Origin of the sequence: Pontibacter sp. FD36 (genome assembly GCF_015686655.1) — a bacterium.
Taxonomy (GTDB): Bacteria; Bacteroidota; Bacteroidia; order Cytophagales; family Hymenobacteraceae; genus Pontibacter.
The window spans coordinates 85,972-110,921 of record NZ_JADPMP010000010.1 but is presented as its reverse complement, the minus strand read 5'-3'; the positions used below and the strand labels follow the sequence as shown (position 1 = coordinate 110,921).

22 protein-coding genes are annotated in these 24,950 nt (G+C 43.4%); 1 reads left to right on the top strand and 21 read right to left on the bottom strand.

Features of this window, described 5'->3' with window-relative positions; translation table 11 throughout:
* Window positions 1-9: 9 nt before the first annotated feature.
* From hisS to I0P70_RS15115, 12 genes are all read right to left on the bottom strand, one after another.
* Window positions 10-1,416: a histidine--tRNA ligase gene (gene hisS / locus I0P70_RS15170; RefSeq protein WP_196119610.1), complete on the bottom strand. Its 1,407-nt coding sequence runs from the start codon at window positions 1,414-1,416 to the stop codon at window positions 10-12.
* Between the two features lie 56 nt (window positions 1,417-1,472).
* The gene (locus I0P70_RS15165) at window positions 1,473-2,855 is read right to left on the bottom strand and encodes an undecaprenyl-phosphate glucose phosphotransferase (protein ID WP_196119608.1); all 1,383 of its coding nucleotides are present in this window, start codon (window positions 2,853-2,855) and stop codon (window positions 1,473-1,475) included.
* 5 nt (window positions 2,856-2,860) lie between these two features.
* Window positions 2,861-4,099, bottom strand: a complete 1,239-nt coding sequence (locus tag I0P70_RS15160; protein WP_196119598.1) for an O-antigen ligase — start codon at window positions 4,097-4,099, stop codon at window positions 2,861-2,863.
* Complete coding sequence (locus I0P70_RS15155) at window positions 4,077-5,189, bottom strand: glycosyltransferase family 4 protein (protein ID WP_196119596.1); 1,113 nt, start codon at window positions 5,187-5,189, stop codon at window positions 4,077-4,079. Before I0P70_RS15155 ends, I0P70_RS15160 begins: the two co-directional genes overlap by 23 nt.
* Window positions 5,189-5,893 (bottom strand): class I SAM-dependent methyltransferase, encoded by a 705-nt coding sequence (locus tag I0P70_RS15150; protein ID WP_196119594.1) that lies wholly within the window; start codon window positions 5,891-5,893, stop codon window positions 5,189-5,191. The genes I0P70_RS15155 and I0P70_RS15150 overlap by 1 nt, the downstream gene beginning before the upstream one ends.
* A gap of 57 nt (window positions 5,894-5,950) precedes the next feature.
* Window positions 5,951-7,036 (bottom strand): glycosyltransferase, encoded by a 1,086-nt coding sequence (locus tag I0P70_RS15145; protein WP_196119593.1) that lies wholly within the window; start codon window positions 7,034-7,036, stop codon window positions 5,951-5,953.
* Window positions 7,002-8,213 carry an O-antigen ligase gene (locus I0P70_RS15140; protein ID WP_196119591.1) on the bottom strand — a complete coding sequence of 404 codons (1,212 nt, stop codon included), beginning with the start codon at window positions 8,211-8,213 and terminating at the stop codon, window positions 7,002-7,004. The genes I0P70_RS15145 and I0P70_RS15140 overlap by 35 nt, the downstream gene beginning before the upstream one ends.
* Before the next feature lie 118 nt (window positions 8,214-8,331).
* Window positions 8,332-9,432, bottom strand: a complete 1,101-nt coding sequence (locus I0P70_RS15135; RefSeq protein WP_196119589.1) for a glycosyltransferase — start codon at window positions 9,430-9,432, stop codon at window positions 8,332-8,334.
* A gap of 6 nt (window positions 9,433-9,438) precedes the next feature.
* The gene (asnB, locus tag I0P70_RS15130) at window positions 9,439-11,343 is read right to left on the bottom strand and encodes an asparagine synthase (glutamine-hydrolyzing) (protein ID WP_196119587.1); all 1,905 of its coding nucleotides are present in this window, start codon (window positions 11,341-11,343) and stop codon (window positions 9,439-9,441) included.
* A complete protein-coding gene (locus I0P70_RS15125) occupies window positions 11,343-12,518 on the bottom strand; it encodes a glycosyltransferase family 4 protein (RefSeq protein ID WP_196119585.1) in 1,176 nt (391 codons plus the stop codon). The genes asnB and I0P70_RS15125 overlap by 1 nt, the downstream gene beginning before the upstream one ends.
* 5 nt (window positions 12,519-12,523) lie before the next feature.
* On the bottom strand, window positions 12,524-13,627 hold the full coding sequence (glf, locus tag I0P70_RS15120; protein WP_196119583.1) for a UDP-galactopyranose mutase: 1,104 nt from the start codon (window positions 13,625-13,627) through the stop codon (window positions 12,524-12,526).
* A 1-nt stretch (window position 13,628) separates the two neighbouring features.
* A complete protein-coding gene (locus I0P70_RS15115; RefSeq protein WP_299990671.1) occupies window positions 13,629-14,906 on the bottom strand; it encodes a flippase in 1,278 nt (425 codons plus the stop codon).
* 215 nt (window positions 14,907-15,121) lie between these two features.
* On the opposite strand from I0P70_RS15115, the gene I0P70_RS15110 reads away from it, so the two are divergent.
* Window positions 15,122-16,036 carry a chain length determinant protein gene (locus I0P70_RS15110; protein ID WP_196119581.1) on the top strand — a complete coding sequence of 305 codons (915 nt, stop codon included), beginning with the start codon at window positions 15,122-15,124 and terminating at the stop codon, window positions 16,034-16,036.
* Between the two features lie 76 nt (window positions 16,037-16,112).
* On the opposite strand, the gene I0P70_RS15105 is transcribed toward I0P70_RS15110, so the two are convergent.
* The 9 genes from I0P70_RS15105 to I0P70_RS15065 form a co-directional block, all read right to left on the bottom strand.
* A complete protein-coding gene (locus tag I0P70_RS15105; protein ID WP_196119579.1) occupies window positions 16,113-17,663 on the bottom strand; it encodes a carbon-nitrogen hydrolase family protein in 1,551 nt (516 codons plus the stop codon).
* Window positions 17,664-17,816: 153 nt separating this feature from the next.
* Window positions 17,817-18,473: a CoA transferase subunit B gene (locus I0P70_RS15100; RefSeq protein ID WP_196119577.1), complete on the bottom strand. Its 657-nt coding sequence runs from the start codon at window positions 18,471-18,473 to the stop codon at window positions 17,817-17,819.
* An 11-nt stretch (window positions 18,474-18,484) separates the two neighbouring features.
* Entirely contained in the window at window positions 18,485-19,183 is a 699-nt protein-coding gene (locus I0P70_RS15095) for a CoA transferase subunit A (RefSeq protein WP_196119575.1), read from the bottom strand.
* Window positions 19,184-19,343: 160 nt separating this feature from the next.
* Window positions 19,344-21,227, bottom strand: a complete 1,884-nt coding sequence (locus I0P70_RS15090; RefSeq protein ID WP_196119573.1) for a DUF389 domain-containing protein — start codon at window positions 21,225-21,227, stop codon at window positions 19,344-19,346.
* Window positions 21,228-21,353: 126 nt separating this feature from the next.
* The gene (locus tag I0P70_RS15085) at window positions 21,354-22,283 is read right to left on the bottom strand and encodes a bifunctional riboflavin kinase/FAD synthetase (RefSeq protein WP_196119571.1); all 930 of its coding nucleotides are present in this window, start codon (window positions 22,281-22,283) and stop codon (window positions 21,354-21,356) included.
* Complete coding sequence (truB, locus tag I0P70_RS15080; RefSeq protein WP_196119569.1) at window positions 22,267-22,962, bottom strand: tRNA pseudouridine(55) synthase TruB; 696 nt, start codon at window positions 22,960-22,962, stop codon at window positions 22,267-22,269. The genes I0P70_RS15085 and truB overlap by 17 nt, the downstream gene beginning before the upstream one ends.
* A 1-nt stretch (window position 22,963) precedes the next feature.
* Window positions 22,964-23,797, bottom strand: coding sequence for an undecaprenyl-diphosphate phosphatase (locus I0P70_RS15075; protein WP_076423059.1), 834 nt, complete (start codon window positions 23,795-23,797; stop codon window positions 22,964-22,966).
* 4 nt (window positions 23,798-23,801) lie between these two features.
* The gene (locus I0P70_RS15070; protein WP_196119567.1) at window positions 23,802-24,029 is read right to left on the bottom strand and encodes a DUF3098 domain-containing protein; all 228 of its coding nucleotides are present in this window, start codon (window positions 24,027-24,029) and stop codon (window positions 23,802-23,804) included.
* Window position 24,030: 1 nt separating this feature from the next.
* Complete coding sequence (locus I0P70_RS15065) at window positions 24,031-24,930, bottom strand: ABC transporter permease (RefSeq protein WP_196119565.1); 900 nt, start codon at window positions 24,928-24,930, stop codon at window positions 24,031-24,033.
* Window positions 24,931-24,950: the final 20 nt, after the last annotated feature.

Sequence of the window (24,950 nt, the reverse complement as noted above, 5' to 3'; positions counted from 1 at the left end):
GCTGTTTGTTTATAGTGATTCAGATTTTAACTGGGCGATGATGTCGTCGATGTACAGCTCGTCCTGCTCGCCGGACTGCATATCACGCAGCTTCAGCTTGCCGGATGTCATTTCCTCGGAACCTACCAGCAGCACAAACGGTATTTTCTTCTGGTCAGCATAGCTCATCTGCTTTTTCAACTTGGCACTTTCTGGATATAGCTCCGAAGCTATACCTGCGTTGCGCAGTTTCTGCAGCAGGGGCAGGGCGTAGCGCTCCGACTCCTTGTCAAACTGCACGATGAGCACCTTAGTACCCACCTCACTGCTTGCCGGGAACAGCTGCAGCTCTTCCAGCACATCATAAATACGGTCTACACCAAATGAGAAGCCGACACCCGAAACGCCTGGCATACCAAACATGCCTGTCAGGTTGTCGTAACGGCCACCGCCGCTGATGCTGCCCATATTGGCGTTATTCACCTTTACTTCAAAGATACAGCCGGTATAATAGGAGAGGCCACGGGCCAGTGTCACATCCAGCTGCAGACGCGGCTGACCGGATGGGTTCTGCGTTACAAGAGCATCACTTCCCAGGTTATCCAGGTACTCCCATACCTCCCGAAGGTCTTTCAGGCCACGCTGCCCTTCTTCTGTATTACCGAGCAGTGTTTGAAGTTGGTCTAATATTTCCTGGTTAGACCCTTTCAGGTCGTAAAGCGGCTCCAGTCTATCCACGGCACCCTCGGCTATACCTCGCTCCAACAACTCTTTGCGCACACCTTCCGCTCCGATCTTGTCGAGTTTGTCAATGGCCACGCAAATGTCGCCCTCACGACCTTTCTCTCTGATGGCCTCTGCTATACCTGCCAGTATACCTCGGTGGTTGATCTTGATCGTGAAGTCTGTCATACCCAAGCTAACCAGCACCTCGTCGATCATCTGCACGATCTCGGCTTCACAAAGCAGGGAGTTGGTACCCACCACATCAGCATCGCACTGGTAAAACTCGCGATAGCGGCCACGCTGCGGACGATCGGCACGCCATACCGGCTGAATCTGGTAACGCTTAAAAGGGAAGCTGATTTCGTTGCGGTTCATCACTACAAAGCGGGCGAATGGTACCGTCAGGTCGTAGCGAAGTGCTTTCTCGGATATCTTGCGGGTCAGGTGCTTGGAACCCTGCTCGATATCAGCAGCTGTGGTCTTGCTCAGGAAGTCACCCGAATTGAGGATTTTGAAGATCAGCTGGTCGCCTTCATCGCCGTACTTGCCAGTCAGCACAGACAGCTGCTCCATGGCGGGGGTTTCGAGCGGCAGGTAGCCGAATTTCTCGAAGGTGCGCTTGATCACGCCAAATATATAATTGCGCTTGACCACCACAGCGGGGCCAAAGTCACGTGTTCCTTTCGGTATAGATGGTTTTTCCTTGCTCATGTTTTCAACTTTGCAGGCGAAGTTACTAAAACAGGAGCAAATGCGTGGGCTGATTTTTAAAATGCGTTGTCCTCGCCCCGCAGCATGTTGTACACCGTGTAGAAGACAATTTTGAGATCGAGGATGAAAGACCAGTTTTCGAGATAAAAAATATCGAGTTTCACACGGCCGCGCATCTGGTGTATCTCACTCGTGTCGCCTCGGAAGCCACGCACCTGTGACAAGCCCGTTATACCTGGTTTGATAAAATGCCGCACCATGAACTTATCCACCAGCGTGGAGTAGTACATGGTATGGCTCAGCATGTGCGGTCTTGGACCTACAATCGACATCTGTCCCATCAGTACATTGAAGAACTGCGGTAATTCATCCAAACTGGTTTTGCGAAGGAAGGCCCCGATCGGTGTGATGCGGGAATCCCCACGCTGCGCCTGTTTGGAGTTGGCCTCGTTGTTCACGTACATGGTACGGAGCTTCCAGCACTTAAACTTCTGGTTGTCCAACCCGGAGCGCTCCTGTTTAAAAAAGATAGGACCTTTAGAGTCGAGCCTGATAAGGATAGCCAGAATAGGAAGCAGCCACGAAAGGATGAACAAAATGACAAGTGATGAGAACACGATATCGAAACTACGCTTCAGAAACTTATTGATCGAATCGTCAAGCGGAATCGAGCGGAAAATAAGCACAGGCAGCATGTCATAGAAATCTACCTGTAGCTTCTGGTAGGGCAGTCCGCCTGGCTCAGGCAGAAATTTCAGGCGGATCAGGTTGTTATCTACAAAATTAAGCAGTCGCACGATTTGATGCTTCTGCAGCTCAAAGGGACTACAGTAGATCTCATCGACATCGTTTTGCGTCACAAACTCCTCGATTTCATCAATTTTACCGACCACATCGGATTCCTGCACTTGCTTGTCATCAAAGAAGCCCATAAAACGGTAGCCATGCTCCGGGTGGTTTTTGAAGAAGCGACGCAGTTCTTTCCCTGGTGCCGTGTACCCGATAATGATTACTTTTCGGTAATTGTACCCCTTCTTTCTGTACACTCTCAATGATGTGATGACGATAATACGCCAAAGGATCACCAGACTGGCCAGCATTAAATAATGGTGTAGTAAGAAGCTTCGGGAGAATTCTGAAGTATCCAGTATATTGAGGATTGCCTCTATCAGAATCAAATAGAGCAGCGTCACTTTCAGTACGTTCACCACTATCTTGAGGAGACGGGTAACCCGGTAAAACTTATAAATACCGAGTAAACTCGTACACACAAACCAGGCTATCAGACCATAAGCCAGAAAATTAGCATAAGGTTGTGTGAAAAAACCAGCTAAAGTCCCCTCCGCCAGCCAGTAAGCACCTGCAGCTGAAATAGAGATAGCTACTGCATCGCCTAATGCATGTATAGGTTTGATATATCGGGAGTACAGGCCGGGCATTTAAATTAATTTGGCTTTGGTTTTTCAGCAAAGACAAATATAGCGCAGAAGAACGAAAATAATACTACACCGAATTGCCTATGAAGAAGTGATTCTGTAACTGAGCAAAGCGAAAAGATTAAGATGAACATCAGTAGCAGCCCATTGTGATGTGAAGAAGCATATTGTATGATAGCCGAATAGCACAAAATAAGAACGACCAAGCCAGGTATACCCAATGAAACTGCGATATCCAGATACTGATTATGGGCATTCAGGTTATTTTCTATACCTGATTCAAAATTAATTTCTTCGTATTTGTTCTGCAGTATTTTAGTTCTTTCGCCTGTTGTCACTCCCCATACAGGGTTTTCCTTTATCACTGAGAGTGCTGTAGTCCATAAAATCTGCCTTTCACTATGGCCAGCAGAACTACTCATTTTGGCAAATAAATAAGGAATTGTATTGTATGCTGTTAAAGAAAAGAGTGTAGCTATTACAACGAGAGCAACAGTTAGGTAAATCTTTTTTTTGAGAATGAGGTGAACAGTAAGTACTATAGAAGATACACCTATTGTAGCAAATAATGCTGTCCGTGATGAAAGTACTGCCAGAAAAATCAGAAAATATATGATTCCAATTATCATTAATACTTTAAGAGGCCACCGCAGTCGTGCTAATTCACTTTGATACACGGTATGAAGGGTTACAACAAAAGCGGTACCAACATATAGGCCAAAATAGGGGGCATGAAAGTTTATGGAAATAGGTAAGGTGAATGAGAAATAGGCCCAATTTAATGTTTTCAGGTTCTCATAAGTGATATCAAATGAGTTGAAGTAGACAGTATAAGTTTTATACAATGCCCAAATTGAAACAAAGAAGGTACTAACCGCAAAGCAGAGTACTGCATATCGAATCTCCTTTCGCTCTAATTTTTGATAAAAGATGAGTGGTAGTAGTGGAATAGAGGTTTGGAGTATAAGAAGATCCAATGACTCTTTGTTAGGACTAAGTAAAAATGAGATAAAGTAGAGGAAGTATAAAAGCAGGAATAATTGGAAAACTCTGTTTCTCAAAATATCCTTTAAGTTAAATCCCGTTTTTATACCTTGTATAAGCCATATGATGGCTAATAAGATAAGAGCAGGAGATTTTAAATTATTTGGTAGTGGTAACAGGAGAGCGTAAATATAAGTTAGTAGTGCTAAGTAGTCTTCTCGCACTCCTTGTGTTACGCCACTAATCCTGTTGTATAAACTCATCGTACTTGCTCTTGATAAAGGACTTGAAATTAGCAACAAAGTTTTGCCTGCTGAACCTCTCCGCATTTGCCCTTATTACATAACTATCAAAAATGTGAGCTCGGGATTCAAACTCGTCTACAGCCTTTATGATACTATCGCATTCTTGGGAATAGAAAAACACACCTGTCTCAAGTTTAACTGTTTCCAAGGTGCCACCTTTTCCGAAGGCTATCACCGGAGTACCACAGGCTTGTGCCTCGACAGGTGTAATACCAAAATCCTCTTCGGCTGCAAAGACAAATGCTTTAGCACGTTGCATGTGGTCTTTAAGCACATCGTAAGGCTGGTAACCTAACATTATAATATTATTGCCTGCTTTCGCTTTAATCTTATTAAAATCAGGACCTTCACCTATTACAATCAGCTTCTTGTCTGGCATTTTTGAGAAGGCTTCTACTATCAGATCTATTCTCTTGTATGATACCATACGTGAAGCGGTCATATAGAAATCTTCCTTGTTTACACAAAGACTGAAATTATCCACGTCAACTGGAGGGTAAATGACAGTAGCCTCCCTATTATAAACTTTCTTAATCCGCCTTGCAATGTAGTTCGAGTTAGCAATGAAATGGTCTACTCGGTTAATAGTTGACGCATCCCATAACCTTATATAATGGAGAACAGATTTTGCAATTATCCCCTTGATACCTTTCTTTAAGTTTGCTTCCTCCAGGTATTGATGATAAAGATCCCAGGCATAACGAATAGGGGAGTGGCAGTAGCAAATGTGGAGCTGATTTGAATTCGTCAGAGCGCCCTTCGCAACTGCATAAGAAGAGGATATGACCAAGTCATACCCAGTAAGGTTGAACTGCTCTACCGCCATTGGAAATAATGGCAAATAGCTTCTATATTTATTCTTGGAGAAAGGTAATCTTTGGATGAAAGAGGTATTGATAGTACAATTGCTGAAATAAGTGCCTTTAATAGCGTCCTCGTTTTTCATTAAAGTATAGATGTTCCCCGGATAAGAACGGTGAATTTCTTCCAATACTTTTTCGGCTCCCCCCATTAATGGAATCCAATCATGTACTATAGCTGTTTTCACTATTTGCCTAAATAGAAGTTAGTTTCCAGCCTCTCCGTTATCGGATAATTCAGAAACTCATTGGTGTAAGTATTCTTTTTTTCCAGCATTAGAAAAATCGCCCATGCCATACTAGGTAGGAGACTCGCTAATGGCCGAGCCAGCATTGGAGGAAAAGGATAAAAATTGCTCCCGGCAAATTTAGAAATCTTATACCCATTCGGGAAACAAGAATGTACAAATCTTTTTAGATCAGGTAAAGTATAACCTCTCACATGAGCGCTATTGTTCTTTAAACTAGTCGGTTGGGAGCCAAATAATAGCATAAGTCTATTGTGAAATGATGCCAAGTTAGGAACCCCCACTATAAATTTGCCACCAGGTTTTAGGACTCTTGTTACTTCATGGAATATCCAGAAGATTTCCTTCGTATGTTCCAATATCTGGTTTGCAATCACTATATCGATAGACTGGTCTTCAAACGGTAGTGAATCACATTCAATGTTCAATGAATGAACCTCTATATTTTTCGATTTTAAACTTTCTATGTAGGGGCCATAGCACTCGACAGCGTGTAATGTCGCTTCAGGGTTTGCATGTCGTGCAATCAGCAAATCAGCTCCCTGACCAGCGCCTAAATCTAATACAGTCTTAGGACCAACACCTTCTGAAGACAGATAGCTTTTGATGATGTGCCTGCCATAATTTAAGTCTCTGTCTATCATAGTAATCATTTTGATAAGTTTGGCAATATAACTACATCGGCAGTAAATTGAAACTAATTAGGTTTTATACACCAGTTCAGTTTTATTCACCATCAAATCAACCGTGAACTTATCTTCATATATTCTTCGGGAATTATTCGAAAATTCATCAAGTAGCGCTTGATTCTGAATCAGCTTTATAATAGCATCTGCTGCATCCTGAGGAGAATCTGATTGGTACAAAAAACCGTTTACACCATGTTGAACCACTTCATTATTGCCTGTCACATTAGTAGCCACGATCGGAATACTCAATGATGCTGCTTCCACCAAAGAGAGTGGTAGACCTTCCCATCTAGAGGTAGACAGGTATAGTTTAGCTGATTGTAAATATTTCTCGGGATTATCAGTAAAACCGGTAAATACAATATTAGTTAACCCATCCGATTCCGCCTGTTTCTCCAAGCTTAGCTTGTCCGGACCATCGCCAACCCAGATAAACTTAATGTGCTTATGATCGTGAAGTAGGGCAGCAATTTTCAAAGCTAGCTGCATATGCTTTGAAAAGTCAAACCTGGAGATAGAGACTACTTCAAATGTCTCTGCTGAGCTCTTTCCATTCGCTTTTGTGAGTGTAGAAAGATCAGGAACGCCGTTGTAAATCGTTGTCTGCTTCTCCTTTTGGCAAAACCCACCTGTAACGCAAATATCCCCTTCTCCATAAGACACATTGATGAACTTGTCTGTCAGGTGTTTGGCTGCATTTTCATAGCCGTAGTAAAGCATCTTGGCTACTTTGCCATACTCCTGTGTATGCACGCCGTGGAAGGTATGAACTACTTTTAGTGCAGGGTTTAGTATTTTCAGAAATCGAGAGTAAACGCCTGCTCCTTTCCCATGTGAGTGGACAACGGAGATACTATTTTCTTTTATAAATTTAGATAGAGCTAAAAGCGCGCTCGTTTTAAACTTACGATGGGGTAGATTGAAAATACCATTAACATGCTGATTTCGCTGCCATAAGCCGTAATAGGGCTTATCATCGGGACAGGCCACATGTACTTTAAAGTCAGCAGAAATATTATTTATAAGTAAATCTACGTGGCGCGGCCCTCCACCGTAATCTGCCCTAACGGTTATAAGCAACAGCTTTATCTTGCTCATAAGTCTTGTTGATGAAAATATAAAAAAGAGAAAACTGTGCCAGAAGTAAATCCGACATAAGAGATGCTCCAGTATTATTAGTTATAAGCAGTCCTATCACAAAATAAAAGAAAAGTGTATGAAGGGGAGAAAATTTACGCAGATTAAAGGTTTTAAGCAAAATGGTTAAGAAAAAAAGGCAAATGGATATTAGCGCAAGAATGCCTCCATATGCTAGCATTACAAAGAACAAACTTTCAGGAACGGTGGCAAAATGCTGAAAGTGAGCTAATTCCGCATTTGTCTGTTCCAGGTAATCTATAAAATTAGGTTCATTATAACCATAGCCTATTAAAAGGTGTAATGGGAACAACAGATAAGAAAGCAGAATTAATACCCATACATTGAACCTAAGGTTCAGATTCTGCTCCCCTCCAGAGGTTGAAAATGATTCAATTGTATACTGTATCTTATTAATAAGACCCAAATTGACGCCTTTTGAGATGATTACGATCAGGAATACCGAAAGCGCTATAAAAAAGTAGAAGTATATTTTTTTTATCCTGAGACGAAGCAAATCTTTTAGAAAAAAGGCTGCATTAACCAGCACAAAAATCAATATAGACTCCCTTGAGGTTAATAGGAGTAAATTGAAAACCGCTAATATTACTAAAATCAAACTAAACTTATTCTCCTTTATATTTTCAGAAACTAAAATGTGAATATTGAGGATGTATACAAGGACTAAGTAAGACCCATAAATACCATGATTACCAGCCGACCGGGAAAAAGTGAAATCAGAAAGGCTTAAGTTCAGATTTGATAACCCAGAAGGTACGTAGTTTACATCCCATGTAGTAAGTGAGAAATAATCGCCAGTGCTACCTGGATAGTTGTACCACTGGATAGCATAAAGGGATATAGTGAACAGAATACTTAAGAATGCTATTTTATTAAATGTATCGACAAACGAGTAAAAGTTATTTTTAGCAATAAGGCATATCGCTACAATATAAAGCCCATACTTAATAGATTTAAACAGACCAGAAATATCAATATAGTTGGCGAATGAAATGAGAGTGCATAGTACAATGATGCCAATCGAAATTAAATAATAAAAGAAAGGACTTATATATTTAGGTAAATGCAAATATCTTTTTGAATCAACAATGACAATTAGTAGAATAACTAAAGCCATAATTATCTCCTGCGGGTATAAAAACACCCCTTCATAAAACTGGATTTTGAAAGAAATAGGGAGCGTAAGTAATGAATAAAATAGTATATTATTTAACGATACTCTCATCTATATATCCTTATGCTTTCCTGTTAAGAATGCTGATGAACAACTGTTCGTATTCGCCGATTATTTTCTTTAAAGAGAATCTGGCTGATGTATAACTCTTTGCAGATTCCGGATCAAATTTAATATAGGCTACTTCCTGTATCTTATTAGCTAATTCAGCCAAATTGCCGTCCTCAATCAGCCATCCGCTTTTGATATTGTCAACAATTTCGGCAATACCCCCTGGGCTTTTGAATCCAATTACCGGTGTGCCGCAAGCATTTGCTTCTATTATTACATTCGGAAAGCCTTCATAGTATGATGTTTGAATAAGAGCCTTGGCAGATTCCATATACGGGTATGGATTACTCTGAAAACCTAAAAACGAAATGCTCTCACCGAGCCCTGCTGCTGCCACATATTGTTGCAGCTTTACTTTATCCACACCGTCCCCAATAATGTTTAAGTGTATGCTTTTATCCCGAATAATCTTGAATGATTCTATTAGTCTATCAAACCCCTTTTCTTTGGACAGCCTTCCAACCGCCACAAAATTTATTTTGTCCGCCGGAAACGGTGTGCTAGCCATGCCTGCCTTGAAACGGATATAGTCCTCATCTATTGGGTTATTGATAACTATCGTTTTCTCAACAGGTATATTATAATTCTTTAGTAGATCATGCTGCATGTATCGGGATTGACACACAATTTTATCAAATGATCTATAGACTGTTCTGAACAGAAAATCAAATAAGGCTGGATATACCTCATTTTTGTTGTGTACACTTACTGTGCTTGATTCTCTGGCAATAAATTTAGTTGATTTTGGGAGAACATGCCTTATTCCTGCAATGACTAGATTTAAATGACCGAGAGTAGAGAATACAATATCCGGTTTATGCCGCCAGATCAGTTTTATTACTTTAAATGGAGCATACCTTGTCCTGCTAAGATTCAAATCCAAAATTCGGACATGAGATGGAATCTCACTTAAGAATACACCTTCTTTTCTAACTAATACCAGTGTTATATTAAATTTAACTGCATTCAGATTCTTTACCAGATGCGTAACAAATCGCTCAGATCCACCACCATGCAAGGAGGGGATAATGAAAAAAATATTGATTCTCATGTAGCTCTAATTCATCCATTTCTCATGCCACATCTGAAACATCAATATAAACCACATTTTCTGTGGGTTATATTTTTTCTCTTTAACATACTGATCTCTTATGCTGTTAAATCTCATAGGGTCAAAAATACCTTGAGATTTGATATAGTCCGGGCTAAAGTAGTCCATCACCATTGGCTTCAGATCAGCATTCAGCCATTTAGATAATGGTATACTGAATCCCATCTTAGGACGATTCATTATCGTTGATGGCACATACTTGTGCACTATTTCTTTAAGCATGTATTTTGAAACTCCATCCTTAATTTTATAGGAAGAAGGTAGCTTTGCCACATACTCAGCTATGCGATGATCTAACAATGGTTCACGACCTTCAATGCTAACCGACATAGTTGCCCTGTCAACTTTAGTTAAAATGTCGTCTAGCAAAAAGGTTCTGAAATCTGTCAATAGGAGTGAGTTCATATCATCACCTCCTATACTATTTCTGCCCGAATTGAAGAATGTACTCCTTCCGGAATTGTAAGAGCCCTTTAAAAGTAAAGTGATTTCTTCTGTGGAGAAGAACTGGCTTAGGACATTGAAGTAAGCATTAATATCCTGATTTGAGAAAAGTTCTTTCGTTTTTGCGACACGCGTTTCGAGGTTATAGATATTCAAAAAGTCCAGTCCTCTGTGGATATTAGTTTCTAATATCCTGGATAGTGCCTTTTTTGCATAGCTTGGAATATTATTATACTTCTGGTAGATTGAAAGGAAGGTTGAGTACTTTCCATATCCAGCAAAAACCTCGTCGCCTGCATCGGCAGATAACACGACAGATACATGTTTCTGAGCAATTCTGCTAACCAAAATAGTTGGCACCGCTGAGCTATCTCCAAATGGCTCATCATATATGTAGGGCAAATCAGGCACAATGTTCAGCAAATCGTCTGGAGTGCAATTATATTCTGTGTGGTCTGTCCCCAAATGATTGGCTACCTCCCTTGCATACTTTGCTTCGTTAAATTGCTTGTCATCGAATCCAATACAAAAAGTCTTCAGCTTTTGAGACTGGTTAGCCTGAATAAGTGCCGTAACTAATGTGCTGTCATATCCACCGCTCAGGAAAACACCTACCGGGACATCCGATACCATTCTGTAATTGCAGGCGGAAATAAGTAAGGGTTCTATTTCTTCAATAGCCTGCTCTATCGAAATTCCAGTATTTGCACCGTAGAATTGGGATAGGTCCCAATAAGGCTTGTCATTAATTTGCTGAGTTCTTAAATCAATGGTAAGGGAATGACCTGGCTTTAGCTTATGCGTATTTTGGAAAATCGTATAAGGGGTAGGGATGTATCCATATTGAAGGAAATTGCCTACACTATCATAATCTATTTGTTTCTGGAAAGCTGTGTGTTTATAGAAAGCCTTTAATTCAGACGAAAAGAGAAAAAGCCCTTCATGAAAATAATAATAAAGCGGCTTGACACCAGCTCTATCACGTACGATGTGAATAAGCTGGTTCTGGATATCATAAATAGCATAGGCGAACATGCCTATGAACTTATGAACTGAATCTATTCCCCAGGCTATAAATGCATTTAAAATAACTTCTGTATCAGAATTAGAATTAAATTGATAACCTAGTTGCTGAAGTTCCTTTCTTATATCCGCGAAATTGTAAACTTCACCGTTGTAGACAATAGCAAACTGACTATTTAGGCTGAGCATCGGCTGATGGCCATTCATGGACAAGTCCAGAATAGACAATCTCCTATGGCCAAATCCAACACTGCTGTTATCATTACCCCATACTTTGATGCCGGAGTCATCTGGTCCCCGATGTTCCAAAGCATTGGTCATTAGTTTTAAATGTTCTATACCTGACCTGGAGGTAAAATCACAAAACCCCGTAATTCCACACATTAATTATCAGCTTTAACTATCTTAAGAATATTATAGAATTTGTCTGCGGTTGCTTTCTCCGAAAACTTTGCTGTGAATACATTAACAGAATTTCTTTTCATCTCTGCTAAAGCTACCGGGGATGAGAAAACCAATTTTTCAATTTTGCAAGCCATGTCTTCTACGTTCTGTGGCTCAAACAGAAACCCATTGTTTTCGACCAGATCGATCAATCCACCTGTATTAGAAAACAGTACGGCATTAGATGTTGCAATAGCTTCTAAGGCAAACATCGACAGGCCTTCATACCGCGACGGTAGTATGACTACATCAGAAGCTATCAGCTGTTCCAATGTTTCATGATGCGTAAAACCGTCAATAAATTGTATAAAACTTAGATTGTTTTCTTTAGCCTTTGATTTAAGTTTCGCCTGGTAATCTCCTTTACCAACTATTTTTACTTCTATTTTATCTCTCACTTTATCCTTTATAAGGATTAATGCATTGAGCAAATCGTCAAATCCCTTCTGCAGATAACCGCCTTCGTCCATTCTACCTAGTGTAAAAAACTTCAGCTTTCCAACTGGGATACTATCACCTTGAGTATCACCCGCTACCATTGGCATCGTATTCGGAAGTGTAAAATAGCCTTTATGGGCTATATGGTATAAGTTGTTATCTAAGTAGTGAGTTTTGATAAAGTCTATGTGGAAGTTATTTGTAGATGCAACGTACTTTACTTTGTTGAATACAAAATTCTTTAAAATATATTTTCCTAACTTATATTTAAAATTAGGGAAGTAAACCATGTATTCTGTCTCGAATGTAGAGTGAACCCTTACCAATAGTTTCTTGTAAACATTTCGATGTAGGTTACTCAGAAATACATAATCTTCAAAGGTTTCAACAAAGGCTAGATCATAATTCTGTTTTAAGAACAGCTGATTGAATTGCTTTGCAAACAGGTAGCTGTTTAAAAAGAAACCAAGCTTATTTTTTGTAAGCTTATAGTTTAACCTGATCACATTCACGTTAGGGGCTGAAAACTCAGCTTTATCTCCTAAGTTATTCGGTGTTACTAAATCGATCTGTACTTCAGGGTAATAGTTTGTAATAGCTTTGACAAGATTCTGAAAAGCATTAGAGTAACCAGAGTTTTCAGGATAGAATGTGAGGCAGTAAAATAAAATTCGCATGTATTTTAAGCTGAAATGGTTTCCTCAATTCTGCGAACCTTTGCCAGTGCCGAACCGATTACCTGGTGCATGTCATAGTATCGGTAGTCTGCTAAACGACCACCAAATATGTATTTCGTTTCCTCTTTACTGAGAGTTTTATACTGGTTAAATATTTTGGTATTCGTATCGTCATTAATTGGATAATACGGAATGCTGTCTTTTTGCCACACTTCCGGGTACTCTTTGGTGACATAAGTATAAGGTTGTTTACCAAACTCAAAGTGCTTGTGTTCTATTATCCGGGTATAAGGTATATCCAGTTCTGTGTAATTTACCACAGCATTCCCTTGATAATCTTCTATAGCATGATAGGAATGCTCAAATCGGAGTGTCCTATATTCCAACTCGCCAAAACGGTAATTATAGAATTCATCAATCCTGCCAGTAAATACAACTTTGTCGGCCAGACCATCGAAATAATCGCGATCAGCAAAATAGTCCGTGTCAAGTTGCACCTCTATACCTGAAAGCAAATTCTCAAATAGTTTTGTATAGCCTCCGATAGGTATACCTTGAAATCTGTCAAAGAAATAGTTATCATTAAAGTTCAGCCTAATAGGCAACCGCTTGATGATAAATGAAGGTAGTTCCTTTGGATCTTTCATCCACTGCTTTGTAGTGTAGCCTTTTATGAAGATATCATAAATTTCCTCACCAACCTGCGACAGTATCCACTCTTCTAAGTTTTGTGGATTATCATTCTTAACTCTTACCTCTTCCAACTTCTGCCTTGCTTCTTCAGGTGTTTGTACCCCATATATTTGGTATAATGTGAACAGGTTTATCGGGAAAGAATATATTTTGTCTTTATACCTGACGCGAGGACTATTTTTGAAATTATTGAATTCAGCAAAACGCTGCACATAATTCCAGATATTCTCATCATCTGTATGGAAAATATGCGCACCATATTTATGTATGTTTATTCCCTCTTTATTTTCTGTATAACAGTTTCCAGCAATATGGCTTCTTCTGTCAATTACAAGACACTTCTTGCCTTTGTCAGTCATTTCACGGGCAAATGTAGCCCCGTACATGCCAGCACCTACTATTAAATAATCGTACATTTTATAATTTTATAAGATATATCCGTTTTGTTACCAGAAATCTATACATCATAATTGCTATGAGAGCTTCTGTGAAAAGTACAGAAGTTGCTACACCGATATGCATAAAATTGTATCCTAGGACTACCACTATGGCCAGGTGAATAGCACTGCAAATTAGCAAAATGCGAAAGAATTGTTTCCTGTATTTTAAATTAAGCATAGTTTGAATACCAAAAATGTTACTCATTGCAACAATAAATGGTACCCACGCCAGTATGCGCAAAACTAACTTAGATTCTTCATAGGCATCCTTAAAGAGATAATCTACAATAAGATCTGAAGCGAAAAATAGACCCGCAGAGAGCGTAAAAGTAAATACTCCAACTAATAAAGTAGCCTTTCTCAAGAAAATAATCGCGTCTTTACGTGACGTATTAAACAGATTACTTACATGTGGGTATATAGCTTGTGTAACAGGGCTTAATAAACCTTGGAAAGCTTTTACAACCCTCTCCGCAGAAGAGTAATAACCCACAATCCTATTATTGAAGAATAATCCCAGTACAAAGGCACTTGATACTGTATATAAACTTATAGTAACATTAGAAATGAATATATACCATCCTTCCTTAATCTGAATTATAAGATCTGCTTTTGATACTTTACTGAACCTTACTTGCAGACTACCAATAACAATTATTATTCCTAAAACACTTGCTGCGAGTGATGTTGTGGATTGGAGAACAGGATAAAGTATGTACTCAGCTTCACTTTTTATGAAGAGCAAAATGAGGCTATTAAAAATTACTTTTGAAATGATGTTTAGGTAGGTTATGTATTTCATGGTTTCTAAACCTTGAAATAACCAGATAGGGAAAAGCGCCTGTGCCAGTACAGATAGATAGAACCACATTAAAAGTTCTTTTTCTGCACTAAAATCGGGCATATAATGAATGAGCGGTAGAAATATTAGAAGGCCAAGCGCAAACAGCGAAATTTTTATAATAAGGACAGATGTAAATATCTTAGAAACCTTTTGCTTGTCATGCCTATTAATAGAGATTTGTCTTGTAGCCGACAGATCAAAGCCAAAGTCCGTTATGATAATAAAATATTGTATAAATGCTTGTGCAAATGCTATCAGACCAAACTTGTCAGGTCCTAATGTGCGAATAATATAAGGAAGAGTTATTAACGGGATTATATAGTTACTTCCTTGTAATACAAGTAGTGCAAGAAAATTCTTATAAAGTTGTTTTTTAGATATCCTGTCGAGGACACGTGAAGCGAGACTCACCTACTATCAATTAAACGTGTTATTTCAAATGGGCGGCAAGTTAGCGCTTTAAGAAGGTGTATCAAAATTTCAGGAATATTAACAGGCAAAAATATATTGAATCAGTGCGATTTTTCATTACTAGAATATCCCTCGGTTGATATTCAATGATTTTAATTAGTAAGTAATATACTATTTACATTATCAACTATATTTGCCTAAAAATTGGGTTAACAATGTATAATTTAGACGATAAAGATAAAGCTAAAAGAGAATACACTCAGGATGAAATTGATTTGAACATAGTTTTTAAAAAACTGGGAGAATTTGGAATCAACATTGAGAGGGGGATTAGCAACCTTATTCAGCTTATTATAAGGAGGGCTGCATTTTTATTTATCTTTACTTCGCTTAGTATAGGTATTGGATATGGTTTGTACTCACTCATAAAACCTTTCTATACCTCTTCTATGACTTTAGTTTTAGCTAATATCCGAAATGAGTTTATTGAGGATCAGTTAAATAAACTTTCGGAGATGATAGAAGATGACAACTTCGAAGCGGTGGCAGAAAGGTTAGATATAACAGCAGCCACTGCAAAAGAAATCAAAGAAATGAATTTTTATAATCTTGATCAGAATAGGATCGATGAAGACAGTGTGCTTACGGGTTCTCCTTTTCGAATTGAGCTAACTATTTATGACCCTCAGCTTTTTGATAATCTGGAACCGGCTATCATGAACTACCTGGAAAACAATAGATATTTTGCACGTCAAAAGAGAATTAAGCAAAAGCAGGTTGAAAATATGATTGCTAAGCTTAGAGGAGAAATATCTTCTATTGATAGTATGAAAACGAATGTAAGCGAGCCAAGAGGGCCTGTTAATGGGTTCGTATACGGTCAGCCCATAGATCCTACCAATTTGTACCGTGAAAGTATCTCCATGTACAAAGAACAGGTTAATTTGGAAGCAGACTTGGAGAAACTTGCAAACGTAGAGATCGTGACTGGATTTACGCCGAGGTTGCGACCTACTGGGCCGAGTTTAAAAAAATACTTGGCTATCAGCGGATTGGTTGGTTTACTTTTCGGAATAATGGTGGCTGTTATTCTTGAAAACAAAAAGAGGAGGAGAGCAGCATTAGCTTAGCTTTTGCTCTAACTTAACTAAAACTAAAAGAGGGCTGTCAGTTAATGACAGCCCTCTTTTAGTTTTAGTTAAATTCCTACTCCTCCTGCCTCAGTACCCAACTCAAATTATACAGATCCTTACGGCGATCTTTGAGATTACGCACGCTGCCAGCTGTGTTCAGGTCCTTGAGCAGGTCCAGGTCCAGGTCAGCGATCAGGGTCATTTCTGTGTTCGGCGTAGCTTCGGCTACCACAGCATCGTGTGGAAAGGCGAAGTCGGAAGGGGAGAAGACGGCGGACTGAGAGTACTGGATGTCCATGTTCTCTACTTTCGGGAGGTTACCCACGCTACCTGTGATGGCCACATAGCACTCATTCTCGATGGCTCGGGCCTGGGCGCAGAGGCGCACGCGCAGGTAGGCGTTCTTGGTATCGGTCCAGTACGGTACAAATAGAATCTTCATATCCATGTCAGACAGCATACGGGCCAGTTCCGGGAACTCCACGTCGTAGCAGATCAGGATGCCGATCTTACCGATGTCGGTATCGAAGATCTTTAGCTTATGACCACCGCGCATACCCCAGTAATGAGATTCGTCTGGTGTCACGTGCAGCTTGTACTGCTTGTCATAAGTACCGTCGCGGCGGCAGAGGTAGCTCACGTTATAGAGCTTGTTGTCGTAGTACTCCGGCATGCTGCCTGCAATGATGTTGATATTGTAGGAGAGCGCCATGTGAATCATTTGCTCTCTTATCTCGTCGGTGTACTCCGCCATATTTCGGATAGCCTCTGAAGGAGAGTCTTCTTTGGAGAGGGCCATGAGGGGAGCATTGAAGAACTCAGGGAATACCACGATGTCTGATTTGTATGAACTCACGGTGTCCACAAAGAACTCGATCTGCTGCATCATGTCCTCGAGGGACTTTACGGCACGCATCTGCCACTGCACAATGCCGATACGCACAACGGTCTTTTTGCCACCGATCAGCTTTTCCTTCTCTTCGTAATACACGTTTACCCACTCGAGCAGGGTCGCGTAGGCGCGGGAATCTGTATCATCGGGGAGGTAACCTTTCAGGATCTTACGGACGTGGAAGTCGTTGCTCAGCTGGAACGACAGCACCGGGTCTGCCAGCTCCTTGTTCCGCACCATCTCAATGTACTTGGCAGGCGTCAGCTTGTCTGCATAGTCTTTATAGCCAGGTATACGGCCACCGGCTATGATGCCGCGCAGGTTCAGGTTCTCGCATATTTCCTTGCGGGCGTCATACAGACGACGGCCCAGACGCAGGTTGCGGTACTCCGGGTGCACAAATACGTCAATTCCATAGAGCGTGTCACCCTCCGGATCGTGTGATTTGAAAGTGCCTCTGTCCACGATCTGCTCATAGGTATGTTTGTCGCCATACACGGCGTAGTCTACGATCAGGCTGAGCGCTACGGCCACTACCTGACCTTTGTCTTCTATACAGATCTGGCCATCCGGGAATTTTTTGAGGAGATTGGAGAATTCTTTTCTGGTCCAGGCGCCGTCAATGTTAGAGTACACCAGATCCATGATCTCTTTCACTTCCTTGTAGTCTTTGAGTTCCAGCTGGCGCAGTAACAGTCTGTGCTCAGAATTCGCTTCTATCTTTTCACTCATATATATTAGTGGTTGCTTGCCTCAGGTATACGTGAAGCAAGTATCGTTTTGATATGATATTTTGTTCGAAAGCGTTAAAAAGCGCCTTCATGCAAATTTAAAAAGAAAAAGCGCAGTTTTGCACTGCGCTTTCGGTGTAACAGGTATAGCTCCTTAAAGCTGCACTTCTGGAATATCCCCCTCTACAATCAGGCGTCCTTCCGTCGCTTTCTGTATCTCTTCCACACTCACGCCAGGCGCGCGCTCCAGTAGTCTGAAACCATCATCAGTCACTTCGAGCACAGCCAGGTCGGTCACGATCTTCTTGATGCATTTAAGACCTGTGATCGGCAGGGTACATTCTTTGAGCAGCTTTGAGGATCCGTCACGTGCGGTGTGCTGCATCGCCACAATGATGTTTTTGGCGGAGGCCACGAGGTCCATGGCGCCGCCCATACCTTTCACCATTTTGCCTGGAATCTTCCAGTTGGCAATGTCGCCCTGCTCTGATACCTCCATGGCACCCAGAATGGTCAGGTCCACATGCTCACCCCGGATCATACCAAAGCTCTCGGCAGAACTGAAAATGGAGGAGCCAGGCAGTGTTGTGATCGTCTGCTTGCCGGCATTGATCAGGTCGGCGTCCACCTTGTCTTCGGTAGGGAAGGGGCCCATACCCAGCAACCCGTTCTCCGACTGCAGCACCACTTCCACGCCCTCCGGAATGTAATTGGCCACCAGCGTAGGTATACCGATGCCCAGGTTCACATACATGCCGTTCTTTACTTCTTTTGCGATTCGTTTCGCTATCTGATTTTTGTCTAAAGCCATTTGTTTGTCGGTTAAGCGGTTCTAACTGTGCGCTGTTCAATACGCTTCTCGTACTTCTCGCCCTGGAAAATGCGCTGCACATAAATGCCCGGCGTATGGATCATGTTCGGGTCCAGTTCACCGGCCGGCACCAGCTCCTCTACCTCCGCCACTGTGATCTTACCGGCTGCGGCCATCATCGGGTTGAAGTTGCGGGCAGTGCCTTTAAAGATCAGATTACCGGCTGTGTCGCCTTTCCATGCTTTCACAAATGAGAAGTCTGCTTTCAGCCACTCTTCCATCAGGTACATTTTGCCGTTGAACTCACGACTTTCCTTACCCTCGCCTACTTCAGTGCCATAACCGGCAGGCGTAAAGAAGGCAGGTATACCAGCACCACCAGCACGGATGCGCTCTGCCAGCGTACCTTGCGGAATCAACTCTACTTCCAGTTCACCGCTCAGCAACTGGCGCTCAAACTCCGCATTCTCGCCCACATAGCTGGAGATCATCTTCTTTACCTGGCGTTGCTGCAGGAGCAGGCCAATGCCAAAGTCGTCCACACCGGCGTTATTCGAAATACAGGTCAGGTCTTTCACGCCTAGGCGCAGGAGCTCCTGAATGGCGTTCTCGGGGATACCGCACAAGCCAAAGCCGCCCAGCATCAGGGTCATGCCGTCCTGCACACCCTGCAGGGCCTCCTGTGCGTTCTTTACAGTTTTATTTATCATTGTTAGAAGGTATGCTTATGTGCCAGTCCGGCAGGTATAGCCAGCACCGACAGCCATTGAACTTAGATTTTATCCGATAGAAAGTTAGATAGAAAAAAGGCCATATACAATTGAAGCCCTTTCGTTTTTAGGTGAAATCCGTCCCAGCTCAGGTGAGGAGTTATTTTTTCACCACGATCAGGGCTTCCAACATTACTTCTGTTCCTACTTCCCGGGAGATAGCAGCTTTCACGCGATCCAGATCCTCGTTGTCAATCGGCTCCTCTGATACAAGCGTCACGCTCAGGGTCATGGGATTGCCGCGGACAACGGATACCTGCTTGACGGTAATGTCGTCTACAGTAAAGTTGCTGAGAGAACGGATCACCTTATGGTCCCGGATCATGGTAAAGGAGCCGTAGCCCAGCGGCATACTCACGATCACTACCACCAGCAACGATACCAATAGTCCCTTCTTGGCCAGATGCAGGGGGCTGAAGCCTAACAGCATGAACGTGAAGGAACCAGCCAGCACAATGCCTGCCAGGTTGGTCATCAGCAGGAGCAGCGCACCGATGAAAGCATCCCAGTCAGCCCAGCCGATGCCGATACCAGACACAGCCAGCGGAGGGACAAGCGCGACCGCAATAGCGACACCTGCCAGTGTCTTGGCTACTTCTTCACGGGCGTGTGCATAAGCGCCTGCTATACCTGACACGATAGCCACACCCAGGTCCAGGAGGTTAGGACGTATGCGGGCGGTTATTTCATCGTTCATGGCTTGCAGAGGACTGAGCCAAGTCAGCAGTATGGCAGCAATATAGCCTAGCAGCAAGCCATAGCCGATTGTCTTCATGCTTTGGAGTGTTAGTTTGCGGTCTTGACGCAGCACACCCATGGAGAGCGATATGATCGGGGACATCAGAGGAGCCAGGATCATGGCACCAATGATAACAGGGGTAGAGTTGGCAAACAAACCGAAAGTGGCCAGCATCGTGGAAAGTACCATCAAGGTAAGGTAGGCGCTGGATGGCCTCGCATTTTCCCGCAGCACGGTGAACAAGCCCTTGAACTCGTGCGTGGAGGCATGGAATACCCACGGCAATGATTCTGCCGCAAACTCTTTTAGGAAAGACTCCCCCTGGGGCAGCGTGCCTACTTTAAATTTCTCCTCAGCGTCACTTTTTTTATTATCAACCACCAGGTAGCGCCCGGGTATGATGGTGAGTTTATCAGCGCTCACATGCAGCTCGATTTCCCTGGAACTCATTAGCTTGTTGTCCTGCGAAAAGTCCATCGGGATCTCGCTGCTGATCAACACAGACCGCGTTTTGATGTGTCCGATAAACGAGGGCATCCGCTGGCTGCCGTTCTGACCAAAAGCAGACGAAACCGAGAACCTGACCAGCTCCATGATGCTGCGCGGTGCCAGTATAAGCACATGCAATCGCCCGTCATTGATGAAGGAGTCTTTCAGCAGAATACGTGACACCAGCGAGCTTTTGCCGTGCAGCACAGATATAATACCCAAAGCAGCTGTTTTGATGGGCGGCTTGTTACCGGTCGTGATGGTGAAAGGCCGGGGCTTGAGTAGTTCCGGGTGGCGGAAGATGCTCTTTACCTTGTCCATGCGCGACAAAATAGGGTTGCGCGACACATTGGCCGACATCAGGCTCAGGCTGTTGCCGATCACCACGGTATTGAAAACGGGCTTGTCGTTGCAGATCAGGAGGTCGGCGTTTATACCTTTGTCTCTCTGGCGAATATCCACGATTGCCTCCAGCAGGTCACCCGATATGCCATACCCTTGTCGCGCCTCTTTCATGTCAGGGTGGGGCAGAAAGCCTAGCGTCCACTTCTCTCGTATGGCAGCTGGCACTACTTCGGAAAGCTGTTCGTCGTTGAGGTAAGTGACCACACAACAGGCATGCGCAATGGCTAGACGGCTTACTTCATTATGTTGAAAGGGCTGTACCTGGGAAATCTGGTCCCCGAATACAGGTATGATTTGATCCTGTACTACATGTTCCTGTGCCGGGTCGTAAAGAAGGGTAATGTGCTCCATCCAAATTCTGCCTAAAAAAGCTATCTGAATTCCGGACCTATACCTGAGTCTGTAGAGCCCGAAATCGTTTAGATTACTGTTTTAAGGGATGGATTGTTTAGTCGAAACGGTATTTGCTATACCTGACTACGCCTGAAGTATACGCATAGCGGCATCTTTATCCTTGGCTAACTGGGCCTTAAGGGCTTCAAATCCTTCAAATTTCTTTTCCTGACGCAGCATTTCCACAAACTCAACGGTCAGGGTATGGCCATAGAGATTGCCCTCAAAATTGATCAGGTGTACTTCCAGGGTGAGGTGAGAACCGTCAACTGTCGGGCGTATGCCGATGTTCATCATACCGGGTAGCCGCTGTTCGTTGTGCTTTACCCAAACCGCATACACGCCATGGGCAGGTATAAGCTTGTGCGAGGCGGGCATGGCCAGGTTGGCAGTCGGGAAGCCAATGGTGCGGCCCAATTTGTTGCCTTCCACCACGGTAGAGGTAAGGCTGTAAGTATGGCCCAGGTAGCGGTTGGCTGTAGGTATATCACCCGACTCAATTGCCTTCCGGATTTTAGTGGAGCTCACACCGATATCGTCCACATCCTGACGTGGAATTTCTTCTACTTCGAAGCCGTATTGAGCGGAGCGGGCTTTCAGATGTTCAAAACTGCCTTCGCGGTTTTTCCCGAAGCGGTGATCGTACCCAATGACGAGTACTTTGGTATGGATGGCCTTCACGAGCACATCTTCAATAAAGGTGCGCGAACTCAGGCGGGAGAATGCTTTGGTAAACGGTATGATCAGCAGGAAGTCAATCCCGAAGCTGCGCAGCTGTTCAATGCGCTCCTCGATGGTGGCGAGCAGCTTGAGGTCATTGTCCTCCGGAAAGAGCACCAGGCGCGGGTGTGGCCAGTAGGTGATCACCACACTCTGACCATTAGTCTGGCGGGCACGTTCTTTCACGCGCTGCAGAATCTTCTGGTGGCCTACATGCACCCCGTCGAAGGTGCCGCTGGTGACCACCGGGAAACTCAGCTTCGGAAACTCAGCTATATCACGAATTACTTCCATTCGCTTCGAGTTGGGCTCTTCTGATTTCCTGAATGTCTTCGATCGTGAGGGCATCCTCTAACTTGTACTCCCCGATACGGGTGCGCACCAGGGCAGACAGGTGTGCGCCTACTCCTAACTTCTGTCCCAGATCGTGGGCCAGGCTGCGGATGTAGGTGCCTTTGCTGCAAATCACTTTAAAAGAAATAACAGCTCCCTCAATGTTTGTGATGTCAAACGCCTTGATGGTCACAGTGCGCGGCTTCATCTCGGCCTCCTTGCCTTTGCGGGCCAGGTCATAGGCACGTTTGCCGTCTATCATCACCGCCGAGTAAATAGGAGGTATCTGCTCAATGGTGCCTACGAAACTATTGGCAGCAGCTTGTATGTCCTCTGGTGTCAGGTGACTGATGTCCTTGCTTTCGCTTACGGGCGTTTCGAGGTCGTAAGAGGGAGTGGTCTGGCCCAGTGTGATGGTGCCGGTGTACTCTTTTTCCTGCGCCTGTATCTCGTCGATGCGCTTGGTGAACTTACCGGTGCACAGGATCAGCAGTCCCGATGCCAGAGGATCAAGGGTGCCGGCATGGCCGATCTTCTTTACACGCAGGGTATTGCGCACTTTTTTCACCACGTCAAACGACGTCCAGGTAAGCGGTTTATCAAGGAGCAGTATCTCGCCTGCTTCAAAGTTGTAGTTCATGTTATACTCTTAAGTCAACACCCATGGCCAGCAGTGCCAGCAAGGCTATACCTAGTGCTATACGGTAATACCCGAACATCTTGAAGCCATACTTGGTCAGGAAGTTGATGAAGAACCTGATCGCAATCATAGCCACTATAAAAGCAACCACATTGCCGATAAGCAACAGGCGCAGATCATCGGCTGTGATGACGTCGAAGCTGTTTCTGATTTTTACGAGGTCGAAGGTGACGATGTCTGAGATCTCAAGCTTGAGCAGGTCTTTTACCAGCTTATAACCCGCTGCTGCCAGCATAGTAGGTACCGCCAGAAAGAAGGAGAATTCAGCTGCCGCCTTGCGGTTGATGCCTTGGGTAAGGCCACCGATAATAGAAGCTGCAGAGCGCGAAACGCCCGGAATCATAGCAATGCACTGAAAGAAACCGATAACAAGCGCATTCTTATAGGTGATCTTGTTTTCCTGGGCATGGGCGAACCACTTGTCCACGAAGAGCAGTACCACACCGCCAGCCACCAGCATCACAGCTGTGATAAACACACTGCCCAGCATCGCGTCGATTACGTCGTTGAGGAGGAAGCCAATGACTGCCGCAGGTATAAAGGCAAAGATCAGTTTCTGATAAAACTCAAAACTGTTGAGAAAGCGCTTCCAATACAGCACCACCACCGACAGGATAGCACCAAACTGAATGTTTACGGCAAATATCTTGGTGATCGGAAGCTCGTTTATACCCATCAGGGCCGAAGCAATGATCATGTGACCTGTAGAGGATACAGGCAAAAATTCGGTAAGTCCTTCAACTATGGCTAAAATGATAGCCTGCCATTCACTCATCTAACTACTCTTCTGTGTTTTCGTGTGTTCTATCTTTCACCATGATCGCAAACAGCTCGATCACAAAGCCGGCCATGACCACGATCGGGCCCAATGTGATACCCATAAAGCCGAGGCCATACTGCTCGTCATCGAGCGTCATGATGATAAAACCAACTGCCAGCACGGCAATGCCCACCAGCATCAGGATGTAGTTCTTTCTGCCAAAGGCAAGCTTGTTCTTATTTTCCATATTAATATAATTCGTCAAGTGAAAGGCGCAGGTACTTGCGTACGGCGCGGTAAGAGCTCAGGAAACCGATTACGGCACCCAATACGATCAGGGCGATCATGAGCATGTACATCTGCTCTTCGTCTTTAAGCAGACTCAGTTCTGTAATCTCACGGTAAGCATACTGCATCAACGCAAAAAGCAAAACAGATGCAACAATGCCACTTATGATGCCTTGAAATGCGGCGCGGTTAAGAAAAGGTCGCTGAATAAAGAAAGAGGTAGCACCCACCAATTGCATACTCCGGATCAGGAATCGCTGGGAGTACAAGGCAAGTTTGATGGTGTTGTTGATCAGGATAATCACCACCAGTACCAGTATACCTGCAAATGCGATCAGCAGGATGCTGATTTTCTGAATATTGCTGTTAATAGACTCGATCAGGCTCTCCACATACTGTACTTCATACACCCCCTCTATACCTTCGATGTCGTTTTTTATACCTTTAAGCTGGGCTGAACTGGAGCTCTCGGCATTGATGCGGAGCACATAGGTGTCACGAAGTGGGTTATCTCCCAAAAAGGCCATGAAGTCTTCACCGGTCTCTTCGAGAAAGGCCTTGGCACCCTCTTCTTTTGAAAGGAACCGAACCTGAGCTGTGTCTCCCTTATAAGCCACGTACTCTTTCGCAGCCAGTGTCTTCTGCAAGCGGTCCAGCTGTACCTGTGTCAGATCACGATCCAGGTATACCTGCATTTCAATGCTTTCTTTCACAATGTCGGAGAGCTTGCCAGCATGAATCAGCAGCATGCCAAACAGGCCAATTACAAACAAAGCCAGGGAGATGGAGAACACCACCATGGCATGCGGGTAATTACCGAGCTTCTTCTTCTTGACTGTCTTGGGGGTAGTTGTTGCCATACGATACGCTTCCGTGCAAA

Bases quoted from the DNA above. Each gene is read 5' to 3' on its own strand.
- hisS (WP_196119610.1), bottom strand. From the start codon at position 1,416: ATGAGCAAGGAAAAACCATCTATACCGAAAGGAACACGTGACTTTGGC.
- I0P70_RS15165 (WP_196119608.1), bottom strand. From the start codon at position 2,855: ATGCCCGGCCTGTACTCCCGATATATCAAACCTATACATGCATTAGGC.
- I0P70_RS15160 (WP_196119598.1), bottom strand. From the start codon at position 4,099: ATGAGTTTATACAACAGGATTAGTGGCGTAACACAAGGAGTGCGAGAA.
- I0P70_RS15150 (WP_196119594.1), bottom strand. From the start codon at position 5,893: ATGATAGACAGAGACTTAAATTATGGCAGGCACATCATCAAAAGCTAT.
- I0P70_RS15145 (WP_196119593.1), bottom strand. From the start codon at position 7,036: ATGAGCAAGATAAAGCTGTTGCTTATAACCGTTAGGGCAGATTACGGT.
- I0P70_RS15140 (WP_196119591.1), bottom strand. From the start codon at position 8,213: ATGGCTTTAGTTATTCTACTAATTGTCATTGTTGATTCAAAAAGATAT.
- I0P70_RS15135 (WP_196119589.1), bottom strand. From the start codon at position 9,432: ATGAGAATCAATATTTTTTTCATTATCCCCTCCTTGCATGGTGGTGGA.
- asnB (WP_196119587.1), bottom strand. From the start codon at position 11,343: ATGTGTGGAATTACGGGGTTTTGTGATTTTACCTCCAGGTCAGGTATA.
- I0P70_RS15125 (WP_196119585.1), bottom strand. From the start codon at position 12,518: ATGCGAATTTTATTTTACTGCCTCACATTCTATCCTGAAAACTCTGGT.
- glf (WP_196119583.1), bottom strand. From the start codon at position 13,627: ATGTACGATTATTTAATAGTAGGTGCTGGCATGTACGGGGCTACATTT.
- I0P70_RS15110 (WP_196119581.1), top strand. From the start codon at position 15,122: ATGTATAATTTAGACGATAAAGATAAAGCTAAAAGAGAATACACTCAG.
- I0P70_RS15105 (WP_196119579.1), bottom strand. From the start codon at position 17,663: ATGAGTGAAAAGATAGAAGCGAATTCTGAGCACAGACTGTTACTGCGC.
- I0P70_RS15100 (WP_196119577.1), bottom strand. From the start codon at position 18,473: ATGGCTTTAGACAAAAATCAGATAGCGAAACGAATCGCAAAAGAAGTA.
- I0P70_RS15095 (WP_196119575.1), bottom strand. From the start codon at position 19,183: ATGATAAATAAAACTGTAAAGAACGCACAGGAGGCCCTGCAGGGTGTG.
- I0P70_RS15090 (WP_196119573.1), bottom strand. From the start codon at position 21,227: ATGGAGCACATTACCCTTCTTTACGACCCGGCACAGGAACATGTAGTA.
- I0P70_RS15085 (WP_196119571.1), bottom strand. From the start codon at position 22,283: ATGGAAGTAATTCGTGATATAGCTGAGTTTCCGAAGCTGAGTTTCCCG.
- truB (WP_196119569.1), bottom strand. From the start codon at position 22,962: ATGAACTACAACTTTGAAGCAGGCGAGATACTGCTCCTTGATAAACCG.
- I0P70_RS15075 (WP_076423059.1), bottom strand. From the start codon at position 23,797: ATGAGTGAATGGCAGGCTATCATTTTAGCCATAGTTGAAGGACTTACC.
- I0P70_RS15070 (WP_196119567.1), bottom strand. From the start codon at position 24,029: ATGGAAAATAAGAACAAGCTTGCCTTTGGCAGAAAGAACTACATCCTG.
- I0P70_RS15065 (WP_196119565.1), bottom strand. From the start codon at position 24,930: ATGGCAACAACTACCCCCAAGACAGTCAAGAAGAAGAAGCTCGGTAAT.